This window comes from Polaromonas sp. Polasp52 (genome assembly GCF_059491565.1).
The window spans coordinates 1,903,919-1,918,960 of sequence record NZ_CP168513.1 but is presented as its reverse complement, the minus strand read 5'-3'; the positions used below and the strand labels follow the sequence as shown (position 1 = coordinate 1,918,960).

General features: G+C 64.6%; 12 protein-coding genes. 7 read left to right on the top strand and 5 right to left on the bottom strand.

What is annotated here, in order from left to right; all coding sequences use genetic code 11:
• Window positions 1–25: 25 nt before the first annotated feature.
• The 3 genes from ACEN9P_RS08885 to ACEN9P_RS08875 all read right to left on the bottom strand — a co-directional run bounded on the left by ACEN9P_RS08885 (window position 26) and on the right by ACEN9P_RS08875 (window position 3,073).
• The gene (locus ACEN9P_RS08885) at window positions 26–1,342 is read right to left on the bottom strand and encodes a cation:proton antiporter (protein WP_495621745.1); all 1,317 of its coding nucleotides are present in this window, start codon (window positions 1,340–1,342) and stop codon (window positions 26–28) included.
• A gap of 99 nt (window positions 1,343–1,441) precedes the next feature.
• Window positions 1,442–2,635: a phospholipase A gene (locus ACEN9P_RS08880; RefSeq protein WP_495621744.1), complete on the bottom strand. Its 1,194-nt coding sequence runs from the start codon at window positions 2,633–2,635 to the stop codon at window positions 1,442–1,444.
• Between the two features lie 51 nt (window positions 2,636–2,686).
• The gene (locus ACEN9P_RS08875; RefSeq protein ID WP_477663472.1) at window positions 2,687–3,073 is read right to left on the bottom strand and encodes a hypothetical protein; all 387 of its coding nucleotides are present in this window, start codon (window positions 3,071–3,073) and stop codon (window positions 2,687–2,689) included.
• 405 nt (window positions 3,074–3,478) lie between these two features.
• Here ACEN9P_RS08875 and ACEN9P_RS08870 point away from each other — a divergent pair, with 405 nt between their 5' ends.
• Window positions 3,479–4,273: a phosphate/phosphite/phosphonate ABC transporter substrate-binding protein gene (locus tag ACEN9P_RS08870; RefSeq protein ID WP_495621743.1), complete on the top strand. Its 795-nt coding sequence runs from the start codon at window positions 3,479–3,481 to the stop codon at window positions 4,271–4,273.
• Window positions 4,274–4,280: 7 nt separating this feature from the next.
• Here the strand turns inward: ACEN9P_RS08870 and ACEN9P_RS08865 are convergent, their stop codons facing one another.
• Together ACEN9P_RS08865 and ACEN9P_RS08860 are read right to left on the bottom strand one after the other, a co-directional pair.
• Window positions 4,281–6,371: an ATP-dependent helicase gene (locus ACEN9P_RS08865; protein WP_477663470.1), complete on the bottom strand. Its 2,091-nt coding sequence runs from the start codon at window positions 6,369–6,371 to the stop codon at window positions 4,281–4,283.
• Between the two features lie 236 nt (window positions 6,372–6,607).
• Complete coding sequence (locus tag ACEN9P_RS08860) at window positions 6,608–7,468, bottom strand: IclR family transcriptional regulator (RefSeq protein ID WP_477663469.1); 861 nt, start codon at window positions 7,466–7,468, stop codon at window positions 6,608–6,610.
• 484 nt (window positions 7,469–7,952) lie between these two features.
• Here ACEN9P_RS08860 and ACEN9P_RS08855 point away from each other — a divergent pair, with 484 nt between their 5' ends.
• The 6 genes from ACEN9P_RS08855 to ACEN9P_RS08830 all read left to right on the top strand — a co-directional run bounded on the left by ACEN9P_RS08855 (window position 7,953) and on the right by ACEN9P_RS08830 (window position 14,914).
• Complete coding sequence (locus ACEN9P_RS08855; RefSeq protein ID WP_477663468.1) at window positions 7,953–9,488, top strand: sugar ABC transporter ATP-binding protein; 1,536 nt, start codon at window positions 7,953–7,955, stop codon at window positions 9,486–9,488.
• 23 nt (window positions 9,489–9,511) lie between these two features.
• A complete protein-coding gene (locus ACEN9P_RS08850; RefSeq protein ID WP_477663467.1) occupies window positions 9,512–10,510 on the top strand; it encodes an ABC transporter permease in 999 nt (332 codons plus the stop codon).
• 83 nt (window positions 10,511–10,593) lie between these two features.
• On the top strand, window positions 10,594–11,541 hold the full coding sequence (locus ACEN9P_RS08845) for an ABC transporter substrate-binding protein (RefSeq protein ID WP_413329795.1): 948 nt from the start codon (window positions 10,594–10,596) through the stop codon (window positions 11,539–11,541).
• Between the two features lie 69 nt (window positions 11,542–11,610).
• Window positions 11,611–12,891: an L-fuconate dehydratase gene (locus ACEN9P_RS08840; RefSeq protein ID WP_495621742.1), complete on the top strand. Its 1,281-nt coding sequence runs from the start codon at window positions 11,611–11,613 to the stop codon at window positions 12,889–12,891.
• A gap of 63 nt (window positions 12,892–12,954) precedes the next feature.
• Window positions 12,955–13,737 (top strand): L-fucose dehydrogenase, encoded by a 783-nt coding sequence (locus ACEN9P_RS08835; RefSeq protein WP_495621741.1) that lies wholly within the window; start codon window positions 12,955–12,957, stop codon window positions 13,735–13,737.
• 118 nt (window positions 13,738–13,855) lie between these two features.
• A complete protein-coding gene (locus ACEN9P_RS08830) occupies window positions 13,856–14,914 on the top strand; it encodes a porin (protein WP_495621740.1) in 1,059 nt (352 codons plus the stop codon).
• Window positions 14,915–15,042: the final 128 nt, after the last annotated feature.

Below are 15,042 nucleotides of genomic sequence, written 5' to 3'. Positions count from 1 at the left end.
GCGCAGTCAAGCGTGTGGGCGGCGCTCAGCGCCGCCGGCTGGCCTTGCGCGCTTCGTAGCGCTTCATCAGCGGCGTGACCGAAACGCCGTGCGCGACCACCGAGGCCACGATGACGGCCAGCGTGATGGACAGCAGCTGCTGGGCCAGTGCGCGTTCGATGTGGTGATTGATGGCGTAGAGCAGGTAGTACAGCGAGCCTATGCCGCGTATGCCGAACCAGCCCATGAGCCGGCGCTGCGTGCCCTTGACCGGCGTGCCCAGCAGGCCGACATAAACGGCCACGGGCCGCACCACCAGGAACAGCAGCGGGATAAACCACAGCACCTCGGCGCGAAAGCGCGTTGTCGCCACCAGCACGCCCACCGCCAGCACGATGGCGACTTCGGCAAAGCTTTCCAGCTGGCTGTTGAAGCGCTCCACCGCGCGCATCATGTGGGCCGGCGCCTCGGCGCCCGAGGCCTCCTGCTCCGCGGGGCTCAGGGCCTCGCCGGGATCGGCCGCCTGCACCTGCGGGCGCACATGGGGCTCGTCGATGCGGCGCAGCGCCAGCCCGGCCGCGAACACCGCGAGGAATCCGTAGGTGTGGCTCAGCAGCGCCAGTCCGTAGGTCAGCCCTATCAGTCCCAGCGCGATGAACTCGTCCGAACCCAGCGCCTCGCGGTGCCGCATGCGCAGGTAGAGAATCAGGCGGCCCACCAGCGTGCCAAGCAGCCAGCCCAGCGCCAGGCCGCCGGCCACCGCCCACAGCACGTCGACGGCCCACCAGCGCCAGCCGCCTTCGCCGAGCTCGTGCAGGCCCAGCAGGCCCAGTCCGAGCATGACGAAGGGAAAGGCCGTGCCGTCGTTGAGCCCGCCTTCGCCCGTCAGGCCGAAGCGCAGGCGGTCGCGGTCGCCGGGGTTGGCGACCTGCACGTCGGAAGCCAGCACCGGGTCCGTGGGCGCGAGGATGGCGCCCAGCAACACGGCCGCGCCCAGCGGCAGGCCCAGGGCATAGACGCCCAGCGCGGCGATGGCCGCCACCGTGAGCAGCATGGAGACCGTCGCCAGCTGCACCGGCACGCGCCAGCGGCGGTCCTTGAAGCGGAACTCGAGCTTCATGCCGCAGGTGAACAGCGAGACCAGCACGGCCACTTCCGTGAGGCGCTCCAGCAGCACGGTGTTCTTCATCGCGTCGAGCTTGAGCAGCCCCAGCCCCACCGGGCTGACGGCCACGCCCACGCCGAGGTAAAGCATGGCGGCGCTCAGCGGCAGGCGCGCGATGAAGGAGCCGCCCAGCGTCATCGCGATCAGCAGCGCGCCGGCCACGATACAGGCCAGGGTGAAGGTGGTGGGCTCGGTCATGGGCCCAGCTTGGGGCCGGCCCGTGCTTTTATGTATCAGCCGGCACGCCGTCCGCGTGCTGGCAAAAATGCCGAAGGGCGCCGAAAAAGAGCGCCGCGGCTACCAGTCGACCAAGCTCAGGCCCACGCTCAGCACCGTGCGCTTGCGGTTGTAGTCGACCAGGCTGTCGCCGTAGCCGCTGAACAGCTGCACGTGATAGCGCAGGCCGGTGTAGTTGGGCGAGGAGGCGGGCGCCATCATCCAGTCAAGGCGCGCCGAGCCCCGGGCTTCCTTGCGCAGCGAATGCCGCAGCGTGATGCCCAGGGTGTTGGCCTTGTTGACCTGCCAGCTGCCGGTGACTTCGGCGCGGCCTATGTAGTTCTCGATGCCGGGGTTGTCGTCGTTGCCGGATGACTCTTTGAGCCGGTCCCAGATGCGCCCCTGCAGGGTCAGGCCCGAGTCCTGGCCCAGCGTCTTTTCGGCCGCGCCCATCAGGTAGACGCGGTTCCAGCTGCGCGACAGCGGCAGCGACTGGCCGTTGGACTGGTGCACCAGCCCCAGGCCCGAGAGCCGGTAGGTCCAGCCGCCGGCCAGCGGAATCTGGTGCGGGTAGATGTAAAGGACCTCGGGCTCATGGTCGGTGGTACGGAAAGGCCGCGAAATGCTGCCGTTGAACAGCTGCCAGTAACTTTGCTGTGTGTAGCCGAACCACAGCGAGTCGTGGTCGTCGTCGTCCTCGGGGCCGTTCTTGAACAAGCCCTTGGCGATCTTGGTGCGCACCGAGAGCTGGATCTTGTTCTCGGTCCGCATATAGGGCTGCGCGGTCAGCGCGGTATGGCCCAGCGAAGGCGACGAGGGCTGCATGTTCACGCTGTCGGAGGTCGACACCGCCAGCGTGATCGGCCGGTAGCCGCGCAGTGCGAAGGTATCGCAGTCGGTGCCGCGCTGCAGCTCCCAGAAGCGCGAGAGTTCGGAGTACTTGGTGTTCTTGCAGCCTATGGGTTTGCCGTCGGGCGCCTCGGTGTTCAGCGAAGGCAGCAGCAGCACCGGCGTGGCCGGCTGGCCGGTCGCCGGATTGGCCGGTGCCGTGGTGAGGCTGGGCGCGGGCATGTTGGCCGGTGTCTGCGCGTCGGCCCACTGCTGGAAGCAGGCCAGTTGCGCGGCAGGGTCGGCTTTGAGAGCCTGGCAGGCCTGCCAGCCCAGGGGTGACCGCGCGGCGGAGGGTGTTTGCGCTTGCGCGCTGCTGGTGCTCGCGAGCGCCAGGAGGCAGGCCCATTGCAGGGGCGCGGCGAATGCGGAGGGGTTCAGTCGCATGGGTGGCTGTGGGTCCGGTGGTGTTCTAGAGGATTCTTGGGCGAGCCGGGCTCAAGGCAGCCGGGTCAGCGTGAAGGGCACCTCGGGCGCGTTGTCGGGCGCGCTGCTGCTGGTGTCTTTCCAGCTGCCCTTGAAGGCCTTGCCGCAGGAGCCCTCGACCATCTCGCCGTTCCAGGTACCGGTGATGCTGATGTTGTCGGAGGACTCGTCAAGCAGCAGCATGCCGCCCTCAAGGTCGCCGGCCAGCGCGGCCTTGGCGGCATGGCCGGCAATGGCCTTGGTGCCGGCGGCCGCGCCCAGGTCGCGGCTCACGATGCCGGCCAGGCTTTCGGCGAATTCCGCGTGGCGCTCCAGCAGCATGGTGGCGCGGGCCGGCAGGCCGGCGGGCGGATTGGTAAAGCGCACGGCCCACAGGCCGTACAGCTGCGCGGCCTTCATGTCCGCCGCCGCGGGGCATCCGGTGTCAGTCTTGGTTTGGGCGCTAACCCCGGTAAATATTGCGCAAGACGCTATCAAGAAAAGAGCAAACCGAAAAGTGTTCGAAATCATGGACAGGTGAGCGCCGGCTCGGGCGCTCAGAACGGGCTACAGGAAAACGCTGCACAGGCCCAGGCCGGGCGGCCGGGGCCGCGGCGCAGCGGTGGGAGGGAAAACCCGGGCGGCAAGTTGCGGGGTTTAAGCAACGCACCTGCCCTGGGGCCTGCGAACTATCTCACGAATACATCTTCTATGACGCGCAACACAGGTTAACCCGTGAGTTGAAACCATTTGTAACTGAGACACTGGTATTGCTTTCCCATTATCCAAGAGGTGTCCACCATGAAAATTCGTCAATATGTGAGTATGTTAGTGCTGGTCCTGCTGACCGGCCAAGCCTGGGCCCAGGGCGCCCCACTGGTGTTCGCCGTGAACGAGGGCGTGACTTACGGGGTCAACCCAGGCGCTACCGTCGACCGTTTTCGCGAGCTGTCCGACGACCTGGGCAAGCTGCTCAAGCGGCCCGTCAAGATACAGCCAGTAACAGACTACAAGGAGCTCGCGGCCGGCCTGGCCGAGCAGCGTTACGACATCGCCTATGTGCACCCGGCCCACCATTCCATCCGGGCGATGTCCAAGAACGGCTACCGCCTCGTCGCGGTGACCAAGGGCTTCACCGAATACAGCGCCTCTTTCATGGTGCGCGGCGATTCCCCGCTCAAGTCCATCAGCGACCTGAAGGGCCTCAAGATAGGCGCGCCCGGTGAAGACTCCATCACCTCGGTGATCATGCGCGCCTCCTTGCGTGACGCGTTCGGGTCACAACCGCTGGAAACCGTTTACGTGAAACTGCAGGATGCGGTGCCCTTCATGGTGGAAAACAAGATGGTGGCCTCGGGCGTCACCGCATCGCGCGCTGTGGTCAAAGACTGGCAGGCCAAAGGCGGCAAAGTACTGGCCACCAGCAAGCCCGTGCCCATCAAGCACCTGATCGCCAGCGGCAAGCTGACTGACGCGGAACGTGCCCAGCTGACCGCTTACTTTGTGGGCCTGGATCAATCCGCCGACGGCAAGAAGCGGTTGGACGCGCTCACCGTGCAAGGGTTTGCCGAGTATGACCAGGCGAAGCTGATCGACCTGGGCAAATGGCTGGGGCTATAAGCCCGCGCTAGCGAGCCTCTGAAGCCGCCGCGGCTGCAATCCCCTCGGCGGACTTTTTCGCGAACTCCGCGCGCAAGGCCTTGAGCTTTTCGCGCGGGTCTTCCTTCACGGTGGCCTTGTCCAGCGCCATCTCGGCGATAAAGCGGCTGGGCGCGCCGGGAATCATGTCGCGGCCTTTCTTGCGCTTGCGCAGCCAGTTCACGGCCAGCGTGCGCTGCGCGCGCGTGATGCCCACATACATCAGGCGGCGCTCTTCCTGCAGGCGCAGGGCGATGTCGTCGGTGTTGCTGCCATCATCGTCTTCGAGCTTGAAGGGCAGCAGTCCCTCGTTCACGCCGGCCAGCACCACATGCGGCCACTCCAGGCCCTTGGCGGCATGCAGGGTGGACAGGGTCACCACGTTCTGGTCGCCCTCGCGCTCGCTGATGGTGGACAGCAGCGCAATCGTCTGCACCACCTCCAGCATGGTCTTGGTCTCGGCGGCCACCACCGCGCCCGAGGCGTCCTCGATCTGCCCGCCGCAGCGCTGGGCCACCCAGTCGCAGAAATCCATCACATTGGTCCAGCGCGCGGCCGCGAGCTTTTCGCTGTCCTCGCCGTCGTAGAGGTGCTTTTCGTAGTCGATTTCCTTGAGCCAGTCGTTCAGGAAGGCGCGTGCGTCCTCGGCGCCCACGGTGCGTTTGGCGCGGTACTCGAGGTCGTTGAGGTAACGGCCGAACTCATGCAGCGAGCCCACCGCCTTGGCCGGCAGCACCGAGCCCAGCGAGTTGCTGAACAGCGCCTCGAACAGGCTTTGTTTGGTCTGGCTCGCGAACGTGCCCAGCGCGCCCAGCGTGGTGTGGCCTATGCCGCGCTTGGGCGTGGTCACCGCGCGCATGAATGCCGGGTCGTCGTTGTTGTTGACCAGAAGCCGCATCCAGCAGCACAGGTCCTTGATTTCCGCGCGGTCGAAAAAGCTTTGCCCGCCCGAGACCTTATAGGGAATGTTGGCGCGGCGAAAGGCTTTTTCAAAAGGCTTGGCCAGGTGGTTGGCGCGGTAGAGCACGCAAAAATCCTTCCACTCCTTGTACTGCCCGCCCTCGGCCTGCAGGCTGCCTTCGGCGCGCAGGCTCTGGATGCGCGCCACCACGCGCTCGGCCTCGTGCTCCTCGCTGTCGCAATCGACCACACGCACCGGCTCGCCCTCGCCGAGTTCGCTGAACAGCGTCTTCGGGAAAAGCTTGGGGTTGGGGCCGATCACGTTGTTGGCCGCGCGCAGGATGGCGCTGGTCGAGCGGTAGTTCTGCTCGAGCTTGACCACCCTGAGGTTGGGGTAGTCCTGCGGCAGCTTGCGCAGGTTGTCCAGCGTGGCGCCGCGCCAGCCGTAGATCGACTGGTCGTCGTCGCCCACGGCCGTGAAGCGGCCGCGTGCGCCCACCAATAGCTTGAGCATCTCGTACTGCGTGGCATTGGTGTCCTGGTATTCGTCGACCAGCACATGGCCCAGGGATTCCTGCCATTTGCTGCGCACGCTTTCGTGTTCGCGCAGCAGCTTGAGCGGCAGGCCCACCAGGTCGTCGAAGTCCACGCTTTGGTAGGCGGTCAGCCGCTCCTCATAGTGCGCCATCACGCGCGCGATGGCGCGCTCCTCGTCGCCGTTGGCCTGCGCCATGGCCTCGGCCGCGTTGAGGCCCATGTTCTTCCACAGGCTGATGGTCCACTGCCATTGCCGCGCGGTGGCCGCGTCGGTGCTGCCGCCGGCATCCTTCAGGATGCTGGTCACGTCGTCGCTGTCGAGGATGGAGAACTGGGGCTTCAGGCCCAGCGCCCCGCCGTCCTGGCGCAGCATGCGCACGCCCAACGCATGGAAGGTGCAGATCAGCACGCCCTTGGCGCTTTTGCCGATCAGCGCCTTGGCCCGCTCGCGCATCTCGGCGGCGGCCTTGTTGGTGAAGGTGATCGCCGCGACCTGCTCGGGCTTGAGCCCCGACTGGATCAGCTGGCCTATCTTGTGCGTGATCACCCGTGTCTTGCCCGAGCCGGCTCCCGCCAGCACCAGGCAAGGGCCATGCAGGTAGTTGACGGCTTCTTGCTGGGCGGGGTTCAGGCCATGGGTCATGAAAAAGAATCGATTCCAAGGGAAAAAATGCGCGGGGCCGGCGCATTGAAGGGCTGCCGGCGGACGGCAAATCATAGCGGCTGCCCCGCAGGGTCCGCGGCGCGGCCTGGCCGGGTGAGCCCAAAGCATGCCGGGCACAAGCCGTGAAGCGCCGGGTCGGGCCATCAATGCCCGCGGCGCAATGTTGGCCTCAACAGATCTGCTATTCAATCAATAGCAGCGTGCCCCGAGCGGCTTTAGGTGTGCCGGCTTGCCGGAGCGAAGCCGCCCTGCGTCAGGGACAGCGCCTGCGCCGCCTGCTGCAGTAGCAGGCGCACGGTTTTCTGGTCCGGCCCGACGTGGCGGTCTATGCGCCGCACATAAGGGCAGGTCAGTGCGGCCAGCGCGCTGTGGTCGGGCCCGAAGATGGGGCAGGAAATATCGGCCACGCCGAAAGATTGCAGGCTGTCACGCTCGAAATAGCCTTGCTGCCGGATGACGCCGAGGGCGGCGGCCAAGGCATCGGACTCGATGGGCACCTCGCCTTCGAGCGCGGTGTGCTGGGCCAGCATTTGCTGGGCCCGGCTGGCATCCGAGAAAGCCAGCAACACCCGGCCCGAGGCGGTATCGACCAGCCCGACATGCACACCCACGCGTATCGTCATGCTCCAGGTGCCGGGGCCGTTGACCTGCGCGGTGATCAGCACATTGCCCTGGTCGTAAACGCCCATGTGGCAGGCCTGCTCCGCCTTTTGTGCGAACGCTTCCATGATGGGAATGGCCTGGGTCACCAGCCGGTTCAGCGGCGGGTGCATGTGCGCCAGCGTGAAGAGCTTCAGGCTCAGCGAATAGCGGTCGCCCGAGAGCGAGCGCAGCACATATTGCCGCGCGACCAAACGCTCCAGCATGCGGTAGATCTCGCTGGCGTTGCGGTCCATTTCCTTGACGATTTCCGCGCGCGTCAGGCCCTGCGGCTGGCGCGCCAGCAACTCCAGGATGTCCAGGCCTTTGTCAAGCGCCGGTGCGCGGTAGCGGTCTTCCGCAGGCGGCGGGGCCGCGGTGGCGTCAGCGTCGTCCGGGTTCTGGTCGATAGCGGGAAATGAGTATTTTGGTTTCATGGCGGCAGGGTGAGTGAAGCCGAAGCTATTGCAATTTTGATATGTAACGCAGCGCTCCTGATATGGCAGGGCGCACTTCTGAGTATTTTCGTCTTCCTTGGTCTGAATTTATTCACTTTTGCATCTAATGTTCATCAATAAATAAATTTCTGACCTAGGGAAAGTCCGAGGCTCGAAAAGACCGCCGATTTCTATGATCAAGTCCATAAGTGAATAGTTTGTTCATCAATGAATGATTTGTAACAACAAGTTTCTTGATTCCAGCAACTCGCTTCATTGAATGGTCTGTCAGCTCAAAAAGGTCTTTGCCATGCGTCCACAAAAGCCGGAGGAAAAAACAGTGCCGCTTAGCGCCGCCGCCCAAGGCATGGGCCCGGCCAGCGCACGGGTTTGCGCCGGGCAGGGCGCCCGGGTGATCCCGGCTGACGTTCATCCGGCCGCCGGCCGGACCTCCTGAGCGACGCCCAAGCACCTGCAAATGCCCATGACAGCTCTTGTGGCCATCAACGACCTGTGCAAATCCTTCCCGGGCGTGCGGGCGCTGCACAATGCCCGGCTTGAAATTGTTGCCGGCGAAGTGCATGCCCTGATGGGCGAGAACGGCGCCGGCAAATCGACCCTCATGAAGATATTGGCCGGGGTCTACCAGAAAGATTCGGGCGAGATCCGCATCGACGGCCAGCCGGTCGAGATCGCCAGCCCGCGCGCCGCCCAGGCGCTGGGCATAGGCATCATCCACCAGGAGCTCAACCTGATGAGCCACCTGAGCGTGGCGCAGAACATCTTCATCGGACGCGAGCCGCGCGGGCGTCTGGGCCTGTTCATAGACTCCGAAAAAATGGCCCGCGACACGGCGGCGATCTTCGAGCGGCTGCACCTGGACCTGGAGCCGCACACGCTGGTCTGCGACCTGACGGTGGCGCGCCAGCAGATGGTCGAGATCGCCAAGGCGCTGTCCTTCGATTCGCGCGTGCTGATCATGGATGAGCCCACCGCCGCGCTGAACAACGCCGAGATCGACGACCTGTTCCGCATCATCGGCCAGCTCAAGCACCATGGTGTCGGCATCGTGTACATCTCGCACAAGATGGACGAGCTCAAGCGCATCTCGGACCGCGTGACGGTGATGCGCGACGGCCAGTACATCGGCACCGTGCCGACGGCCAGCACCAGCATGGACACCATCATCGGCATGATGGTGGGGCGCGCCCTGCTCGAAGACGAGAAGCCGCCGCAAACCAGCCAGGGCGGGGAGACCCTGCTGGAGGTGCGCGGCCTCAACCGCGGCCGCAGCATCAAGAACGTCAGCTTCAGCGTGCACAGGGGCGAGATCCTGGGGTTCGCCGGCCTGATGGGCGCCGGCCGGACCGAAGTGGCGCGCGCCGTGTTCGGTGCCGACAAAAAGGATTCGGGCGAGATATGGGTCAAGGGCCGCCGGGTTGACGTGGGCAGCCCGGCCGATGCGGTCAAGCACGGCATCGGCTACCTGTCGGAAGACCGCAAGCACTTCGGCCTGGCCACCGGCATGGACGTGCAGACCAACATCGTGATGACCAGCCTGCGGCGCTTTCTGAGCTTCGGATTCCTTCTCAAGCCCGCGGCCATACAGGGCGCGGCGGCGAAGCTGATCGCGCAACTGGGCATCAGGACACCGAGCGCGCTTCAGAAAGTGGCGCTGCTGTCGGGCGGCAACCAGCAAAAAATCGTGATCGCCAAATGGCTGGTGCGCGACTGCGACATCCTGTTTTTCGACGAGCCCACGCGCGGCATCGACGTGGGCGCCAAGAGCGAAATCTACAAGCTGCTCAACGCGCTGGCGGCGCAGGGCCGCGCGATCGTGATGATCTCCTCGGAACTGCCCGAGGTGCTGCGCCTGAGCCACCGCATCGTGGTGATGTGCGAGGGCCGCGTCACCGGCGAGCTGTCGGCCCGCGATGCCACCCAGGAAAAAATCATGCAGTTGGCCACCCGGCGAGAAGCCCCGGCGGCCGCTTCCGGTGCGGTTGCCGCCGCTTTCTAAAAACCACACCGAAACGACCCCACATGACCGTCTCCAAGTTGCTGCAGGGTATCAAGACTGCGGCTTTCAGTAGCAACACCCGCCAAAAGCTGCTGGCGTTTGCCAGCTTGCTGGGGTTGCTCATTTTCTTCAGCATGGCCTCGCCGAGTTTCATGCAGACCGACAACATGGTGGGCATCTTGCAGGCCACCGCGGTCAACGGTGTCCTGGCCATCGCCTGCACCTTTGTCATCATCACCTCGGGCATAGACCTGTCGGTCGGCACCCTGATGACTTTCTGCGCGGTCATGGCCGGCGTGGTGCTGACCTATTGGGGCCTGCCCTTCTACCTGGGAGTGGCGGCGGCGATCTTTTTCGGCGCGCTCTCGGGCTTCATCTCGGGCGTGCTGATCGCCAAGCTGAAGATTCCGCCTTTTATCGCCACCCTGGGCATGATGCTCATGCTCAAGGGCCTGTCGCTGGTCATCACCCATTCCAAGCCGATCTACTTCAACGACACGCCCGAGTTCCCGCTGATTGCCCAGGACTCGCTGATCGGCTACTTCCTGCCCGAGCTGCCCATTCCCAACGCGGTGCTGATCCTCTTCGTGGTGGCGGTGGTGTCCAGCCTGATCCTGAACAAGACGGTGCTGGGCACCTACACCTTCGCGCTGGGCAGCAACGAAGAGGCGGTGCGCCTGTCGGGCGTGAACGTGGACCGCTGGAAGATCATCGTCTACACCCTGAGCGGCGCGATCTGCGGCATTGCCGGCCTGCTTATCGCCTCGCGCCTCAATTCCGCGCAGCCGGCGCTGGGCCAGGGCTATGAACTCGATGCGATTGCCGCCGTCGTGATCGGCGGCACCTCGCTCAGCGGTGGGGCCGGCACCATCCTGGGCACCATCATCGGCGCTTTCATCATGAGTGTGCTGACCAACGGGCTGCGCATCATGTCGGTGGCCCAGGAGTGGCAGACCGTGGTGACCGGCCTGATCATCATCGCGGCGGTGTACGCCGACATCCTGCGAAAGCGCAAGTCCTAGCAAGGAGAACCCCAAACCCCCGCCCCTGCCCACGTTTGATTTTGATATTCATTGCAACACCCCATAAAGATACGGAGACAAACATGATTCTGAAACGCACATTCCTGAGCCTCGCGCTGGGCCTCGGCCTGGCCTCCACCCTGAGCACGACGGCGCTGGCCGCCGACGAGATCTACATCCCCATGGTCTCCAAGGGTTTTCAGCACCAGTTCTGGCAGGCCGTCAAAGCCGGCGCGGAGCAGGCCGGCAAGGACTACAAGGTCAAGGTGACCTTCGAAGGCCCCGAGAGCGAGAGCATGGTGGACAAGCAGATCGACATGTTCGCCGCGGCGCTGGCCAAGAAGCCATCGGCCATCGGCTTTGCCGCGCTGGACAGCAAGGCGTCCATCCCGCTGCTGAAAAAAGCCCAGGCCGCCAAGATCCCGGTCATCGCCTTTGACTCGGGCGTGGACAGCGACATTCCGGTGACCACAACCACCACCAACAACGTGGCCGCCGCCGCACTGGCCGCCGACAAGATGGCCGAGCTGATCGGCAAGAGCGGCGACGTGGCCCTGGTGGTGCACGACCAGACCAGCCGCACCGGCATCGACCGCACCGAAGGTTTTGTCAACCGCATCAAGTCGACCTACCCGAACATCAAGATCGTCAGCGTGCAATACGGTGGCGGCGACCAGCTCAAGTCCACCGAGATCACCAAGTCCATCCTGCAGGCCAACCCCAACCTCAAGGGGATTTTCGGCGCCAACGAAGGCTCGGCCATAGGCGCGCTGAACGGCGCCAGGGAGATGAAGCGCAAGGTGGTGATCATCGGCTACGACTCCGGCAAGCAGCAAAAAGCCGCCATCCTGGACGGCTCCATGGCCGGCGCCATCACCCAGAACCCGGTCGGCATCGGCTACAAGACCGTGGAAGCGGCGGTCAAGGCCCTCAAGGGCGAGAAGCTGCCCAAGGTCATAGACACCGGCTTTTACTACTACGACAAGTCGACCATCAACGATCCCAAGATCGCGGCGGTCCTGTACGACTGATGGTGGGCGCGGCCCCAGGGCGGGCCGCACTTTTCCCGGGCCGCACTTCCTTCAACAGGCAATCTTCCTATGAGCGTTATCCAATCCATGCGTGTCATCGACGTGCGTTTTCCCACGTCGCGGCATCTCGACGGCTCGGATGCGATGAATCCGGACCCGGATTATTCGGCCGCCTATGTGGTGCTCGAGACCGGGCAGCCGGGGCTAGCAGGCCATGGCCTGACCTTCACCATAGGCCGCGGCAATGAAATCTGCTGCGCCGCCATCGAAGCCATGCGCCACCTGGTGGTCGGGCTGGACATGGACTGGGTGACCGAGGACATGGGCCGCTTCTGGCGCCACATCACCTCCGACAGCCAGCTGCGCTGGATAGGCCCGGACAAGGGCGCCATCCACCTGGCGACGGCCGCCGTGGTCAACGCCGTGTGGGACCTGTGGGCCAAACAGGAAGGCCTGCCTGTGTGGAAGCTGGTGGCCCGCATGAGCCCTGAAGAGATCGTCAGGCTGATCGACTTTCGCTACATCACCGACTGCATCACGCCGGACGAGGCGCTGGCGCTCCTGACACGGCAAGCCGCCGGCAAGGACGAGCGGCTGCGGACCCTGGAGCGCGAAGGCTACGCCTGCTACACCACCTCCGCCGGCTGGCTGGGCTATGACGACGAAAAGTTGAGGCGCCTGGCCCAGGAGGCGGTGGATGCGGGCTTCTCGCATATCAAGCTCAAGGTGGGCCGCGACCTGCAGGACGACATCCGGCGGCTGCGCGTTGCCCGCGAGGTGCTGGGCCCCGACCGCGCGCTGATGATCGATGCGAACCAGGTCTGGGACGTGGACCAGGCGATTGAGTGGCTGGGCCAGCTGGGCTTTGCCAAGCCCTGGTTCATCGAGGAGCCGACCAGCCCCGACGACATCGAGGGCCACCGCCGCATCCGCGAGGCGGTCAAAGGCGACATGCAGGTCGCCACCGGCGAGATGTGCCAGAACCGCGTCATGTTCAAGCAGCTCATCATGCGCGGCGCGATTGACGTGGTGCAGATCGACGCCTGCCGGCTGGGCGGGGTCAACGAGGTGCTGGCCGTGATGCTGATGGCCGCCAAACACGGGCTCAAGGTGTGCCCGCATGCCGGCGGCGTCGGCCTGTGTGAATACGTGCAGCACCTGTCGATGATCGACTACCTCTGCATCGCCGGCAGCAAGGAAGGCCGGGTCATCGAATACGTGGACCACCTGCACGAGCATTTTGTGGACCCCTGCGTGATTCGCAACGCGGCCTACATGCCGCCGCAGCGGCCGGGTTATTCGATCGAGATGAAGCCCGAATCGCTGGCCCGCTACACCTTCAGGGGCTGATGCCCGCCGGCCCCTTTATCAATTGACCAACCCCCAAGCAACACCCAGGACCGGAGCCCGTTGATGGATTTGCACCTTCAAAACAAGATTGTCATTGTCACCGGCGGGGGCGCCGGAATCGGCGGGGCCATCAGCCTGCAACTGGCGCGAGAGGGCGCCGTGCCGGTGATCCTCGGCCGTAGCCCCCTGCTGCCGGCGTTTTCCGCGGCCTTGCGCGAGATCGGCGGCCGCCACGGATTTTTCCAGCTGAACCTTGAAGACGAAGCCGCCTGCCGGGCCGCGGTGCAGGCCACCGTGGCCGAATTCGGCGGCATTGACGCGCTGGTCAACAACGCCGGCGTCAACGACAGCGTCGGCCTGGAGGCGGGCCGTGAAGCCTTTGTGAAGTCGCTGGAGTCCAACCTGACGCACTGCTACCTGATGGCCCACCTGTGCCTGGACCAGCTCAAGGCCAGGCGCGGCGCCATCGTCAATATTTCCTCCAAGACGGCGCTCACCGGCCAGGGCAACACCAGCGGCTACGTCGCGGCCAAGGCGGCGCAGCTGGGCTTGACACGCGAATGGGCCGCCGCGCTGGCGCCGCACGGCGTGCGCGTCAACGCGGTACTGCCGGCCGAAGTCATGACGCCGCTTTATGAAAGCTGGCTCAAGACCTTTGCCGACCCGGCGGCGGCGCTTGCCGACATCACGGCCCGCATTCCCCTGGGCCAGCGCATGACGACCGACCGCGAAATTGCCGACACGGTGGTGTTCCTGCTGTCCGGCCGCGCTTCACACACCACCGGCCAGTGGATTCATCCCGATGGCGGTTATGTGCACCTGGACCGCGCTTTGCCCGCGCGCTGACCGCCGTGACCCAAGTTTCCCCGCCCGAACCGGGTTCGCTCTGGGCAGCCATGCCGGCGAATGGGCATATCCGGACTTCTTCAACTGACTCAATCCAACCATAGAAAAGAGACAAACCATGAAAGCTGCTTTACGTACTATCTCCCTGGGTGTTGCCTGCGCGGCAGTGCTGGCGCCCCAAATAGCCTCTGCCCAGTCCACCGTCACCTTGTATGGGCGGGTCGTATCGGGCCTGGCCTATATCGACCATGTGTTTGACCCGGTGGCCAATGCCAGCTTCTCCAAAAGCATGGTGGCCAGCAACCAGTGGGGCACCAGCATGTGGGGCATGAAGGGCAAGGAAGACCTGGGGGGCGGCCTGGCGGCCAACTTCCTGGTCGAAAGCGGTTTTGAACTGAAAAACGGCTCGACCGGCGGGGCGCTGTTCAATCGCCGCGCTTATGTCGGTTTGTCCAACGACAGCTGGGGCAGCTTCCGCTTCGGCAAGAACCTGTTCATCAGCAATGATGTCTGGGACCTGGACCCGACCGGCCAGCAGTGGGTGGGCAGCGCCACCCTGGTCAGGGGCCGCAACTGGCCCGGCGCGAACAATGTGGTCGAGTATTCAACGCCGAACATGGGCGGCTTCAACGCCACCGCGCAGATCTCGCTGGGCGAGCAGGCGGGCAACAGCAAGGCCAATCGTGGTGAGGGCATTTCGCTGACCTACGCGAACCAGGACCTGATGCTGCGCGCCATCTATTCCCAGCGCCATAATGCTGCCGGCACCTTCACCGATGTTTTCTCCAGCTCCAAGGAAACCATCGTGGGCGGCACCTACAAGATTGGTGCGGCCAAGCTGTATGCGGCCTATGACTACATCACCGCACCCGAGGCGGCCCTTACCGCCGCGTCCAAGCTCAAGCATGCCTGGGTCGGCGTTCGCTACGACCTGACGCCCGCGATGACGCTGATCGGCTCGGTCTTCCGCGTCACGTCCGACCGTGTGGCCGGCAAGGCCACCCTGGGCATGGTGGGGGTGGACTACAGCATGTCCAAGCGCACGCTGCTGTACGCGTCGTTCGGCAATGTCAGCAACTCCAATGGCGCCAACTTCGGGGTGGACGGGGTCTCGGGCAATCCGGCCGTCAACCAGTCGCAGAGAACCATTTATGCGGGCATTGCGCATAGCTTTTAAAGCGACCTGCGGCTGACTGACTGGCTGGCGTGTGCCAGCCAGCCGTCTTGCTGGATTCAATATCTATAGCGGCTTGCGCAGGCACCCCCTGCGCAAGCCGCTATTTTTTCGCCCTTTTTTCTCCAGGC

What these genes read in the sequence shown, in the direction of transcription:
- ACEN9P_RS08885 (WP_495621745.1), bottom strand. Translation starts at nt 1,342, where the DNA reads ATGACCGAGCCCACCACCTTCACCCTGGCCTGTATCGTGGCCGGCGCG.
- ACEN9P_RS08880 (WP_495621744.1), bottom strand. Translation starts at nt 2,635, where the DNA reads ATGCGACTGAACCCCTCCGCATTCGCCGCGCCCCTGCAATGGGCCTGC.
- ACEN9P_RS08875 (WP_477663472.1), bottom strand. Translation starts at nt 3,073, where the DNA reads ATGAAGGCCGCGCAGCTGTACGGCCTGTGGGCCGTGCGCTTTACCAAT.
- ACEN9P_RS08870 (WP_495621743.1), top strand. Translation starts at nt 3,479, where the DNA reads ATGTTAGTGCTGGTCCTGCTGACCGGCCAAGCCTGGGCCCAGGGCGCC.
- ACEN9P_RS08865 (WP_477663470.1), bottom strand. Translation starts at nt 6,371, where the DNA reads ATGACCCATGGCCTGAACCCCGCCCAGCAAGAAGCCGTCAACTACCTG.
- ACEN9P_RS08860 (WP_477663469.1), bottom strand. Translation starts at nt 7,468, where the DNA reads ATGAAACCAAAATACTCATTTCCCGCTATCGACCAGAACCCGGACGAC.
- ACEN9P_RS08855 (WP_477663468.1), top strand. Translation starts at nt 7,953, where the DNA reads ATGACAGCTCTTGTGGCCATCAACGACCTGTGCAAATCCTTCCCGGGC.
- ACEN9P_RS08850 (WP_477663467.1), top strand. Translation starts at nt 9,512, where the DNA reads ATGACCGTCTCCAAGTTGCTGCAGGGTATCAAGACTGCGGCTTTCAGT.
- ACEN9P_RS08845 (WP_413329795.1), top strand. Translation starts at nt 10,594, where the DNA reads ATGATTCTGAAACGCACATTCCTGAGCCTCGCGCTGGGCCTCGGCCTG.
- ACEN9P_RS08840 (WP_495621742.1), top strand. Translation starts at nt 11,611, where the DNA reads ATGAGCGTTATCCAATCCATGCGTGTCATCGACGTGCGTTTTCCCACG.
- ACEN9P_RS08835 (WP_495621741.1), top strand. Translation starts at nt 12,955, where the DNA reads ATGGATTTGCACCTTCAAAACAAGATTGTCATTGTCACCGGCGGGGGC.
- ACEN9P_RS08830 (WP_495621740.1), top strand. Translation starts at nt 13,856, where the DNA reads ATGAAAGCTGCTTTACGTACTATCTCCCTGGGTGTTGCCTGCGCGGCA.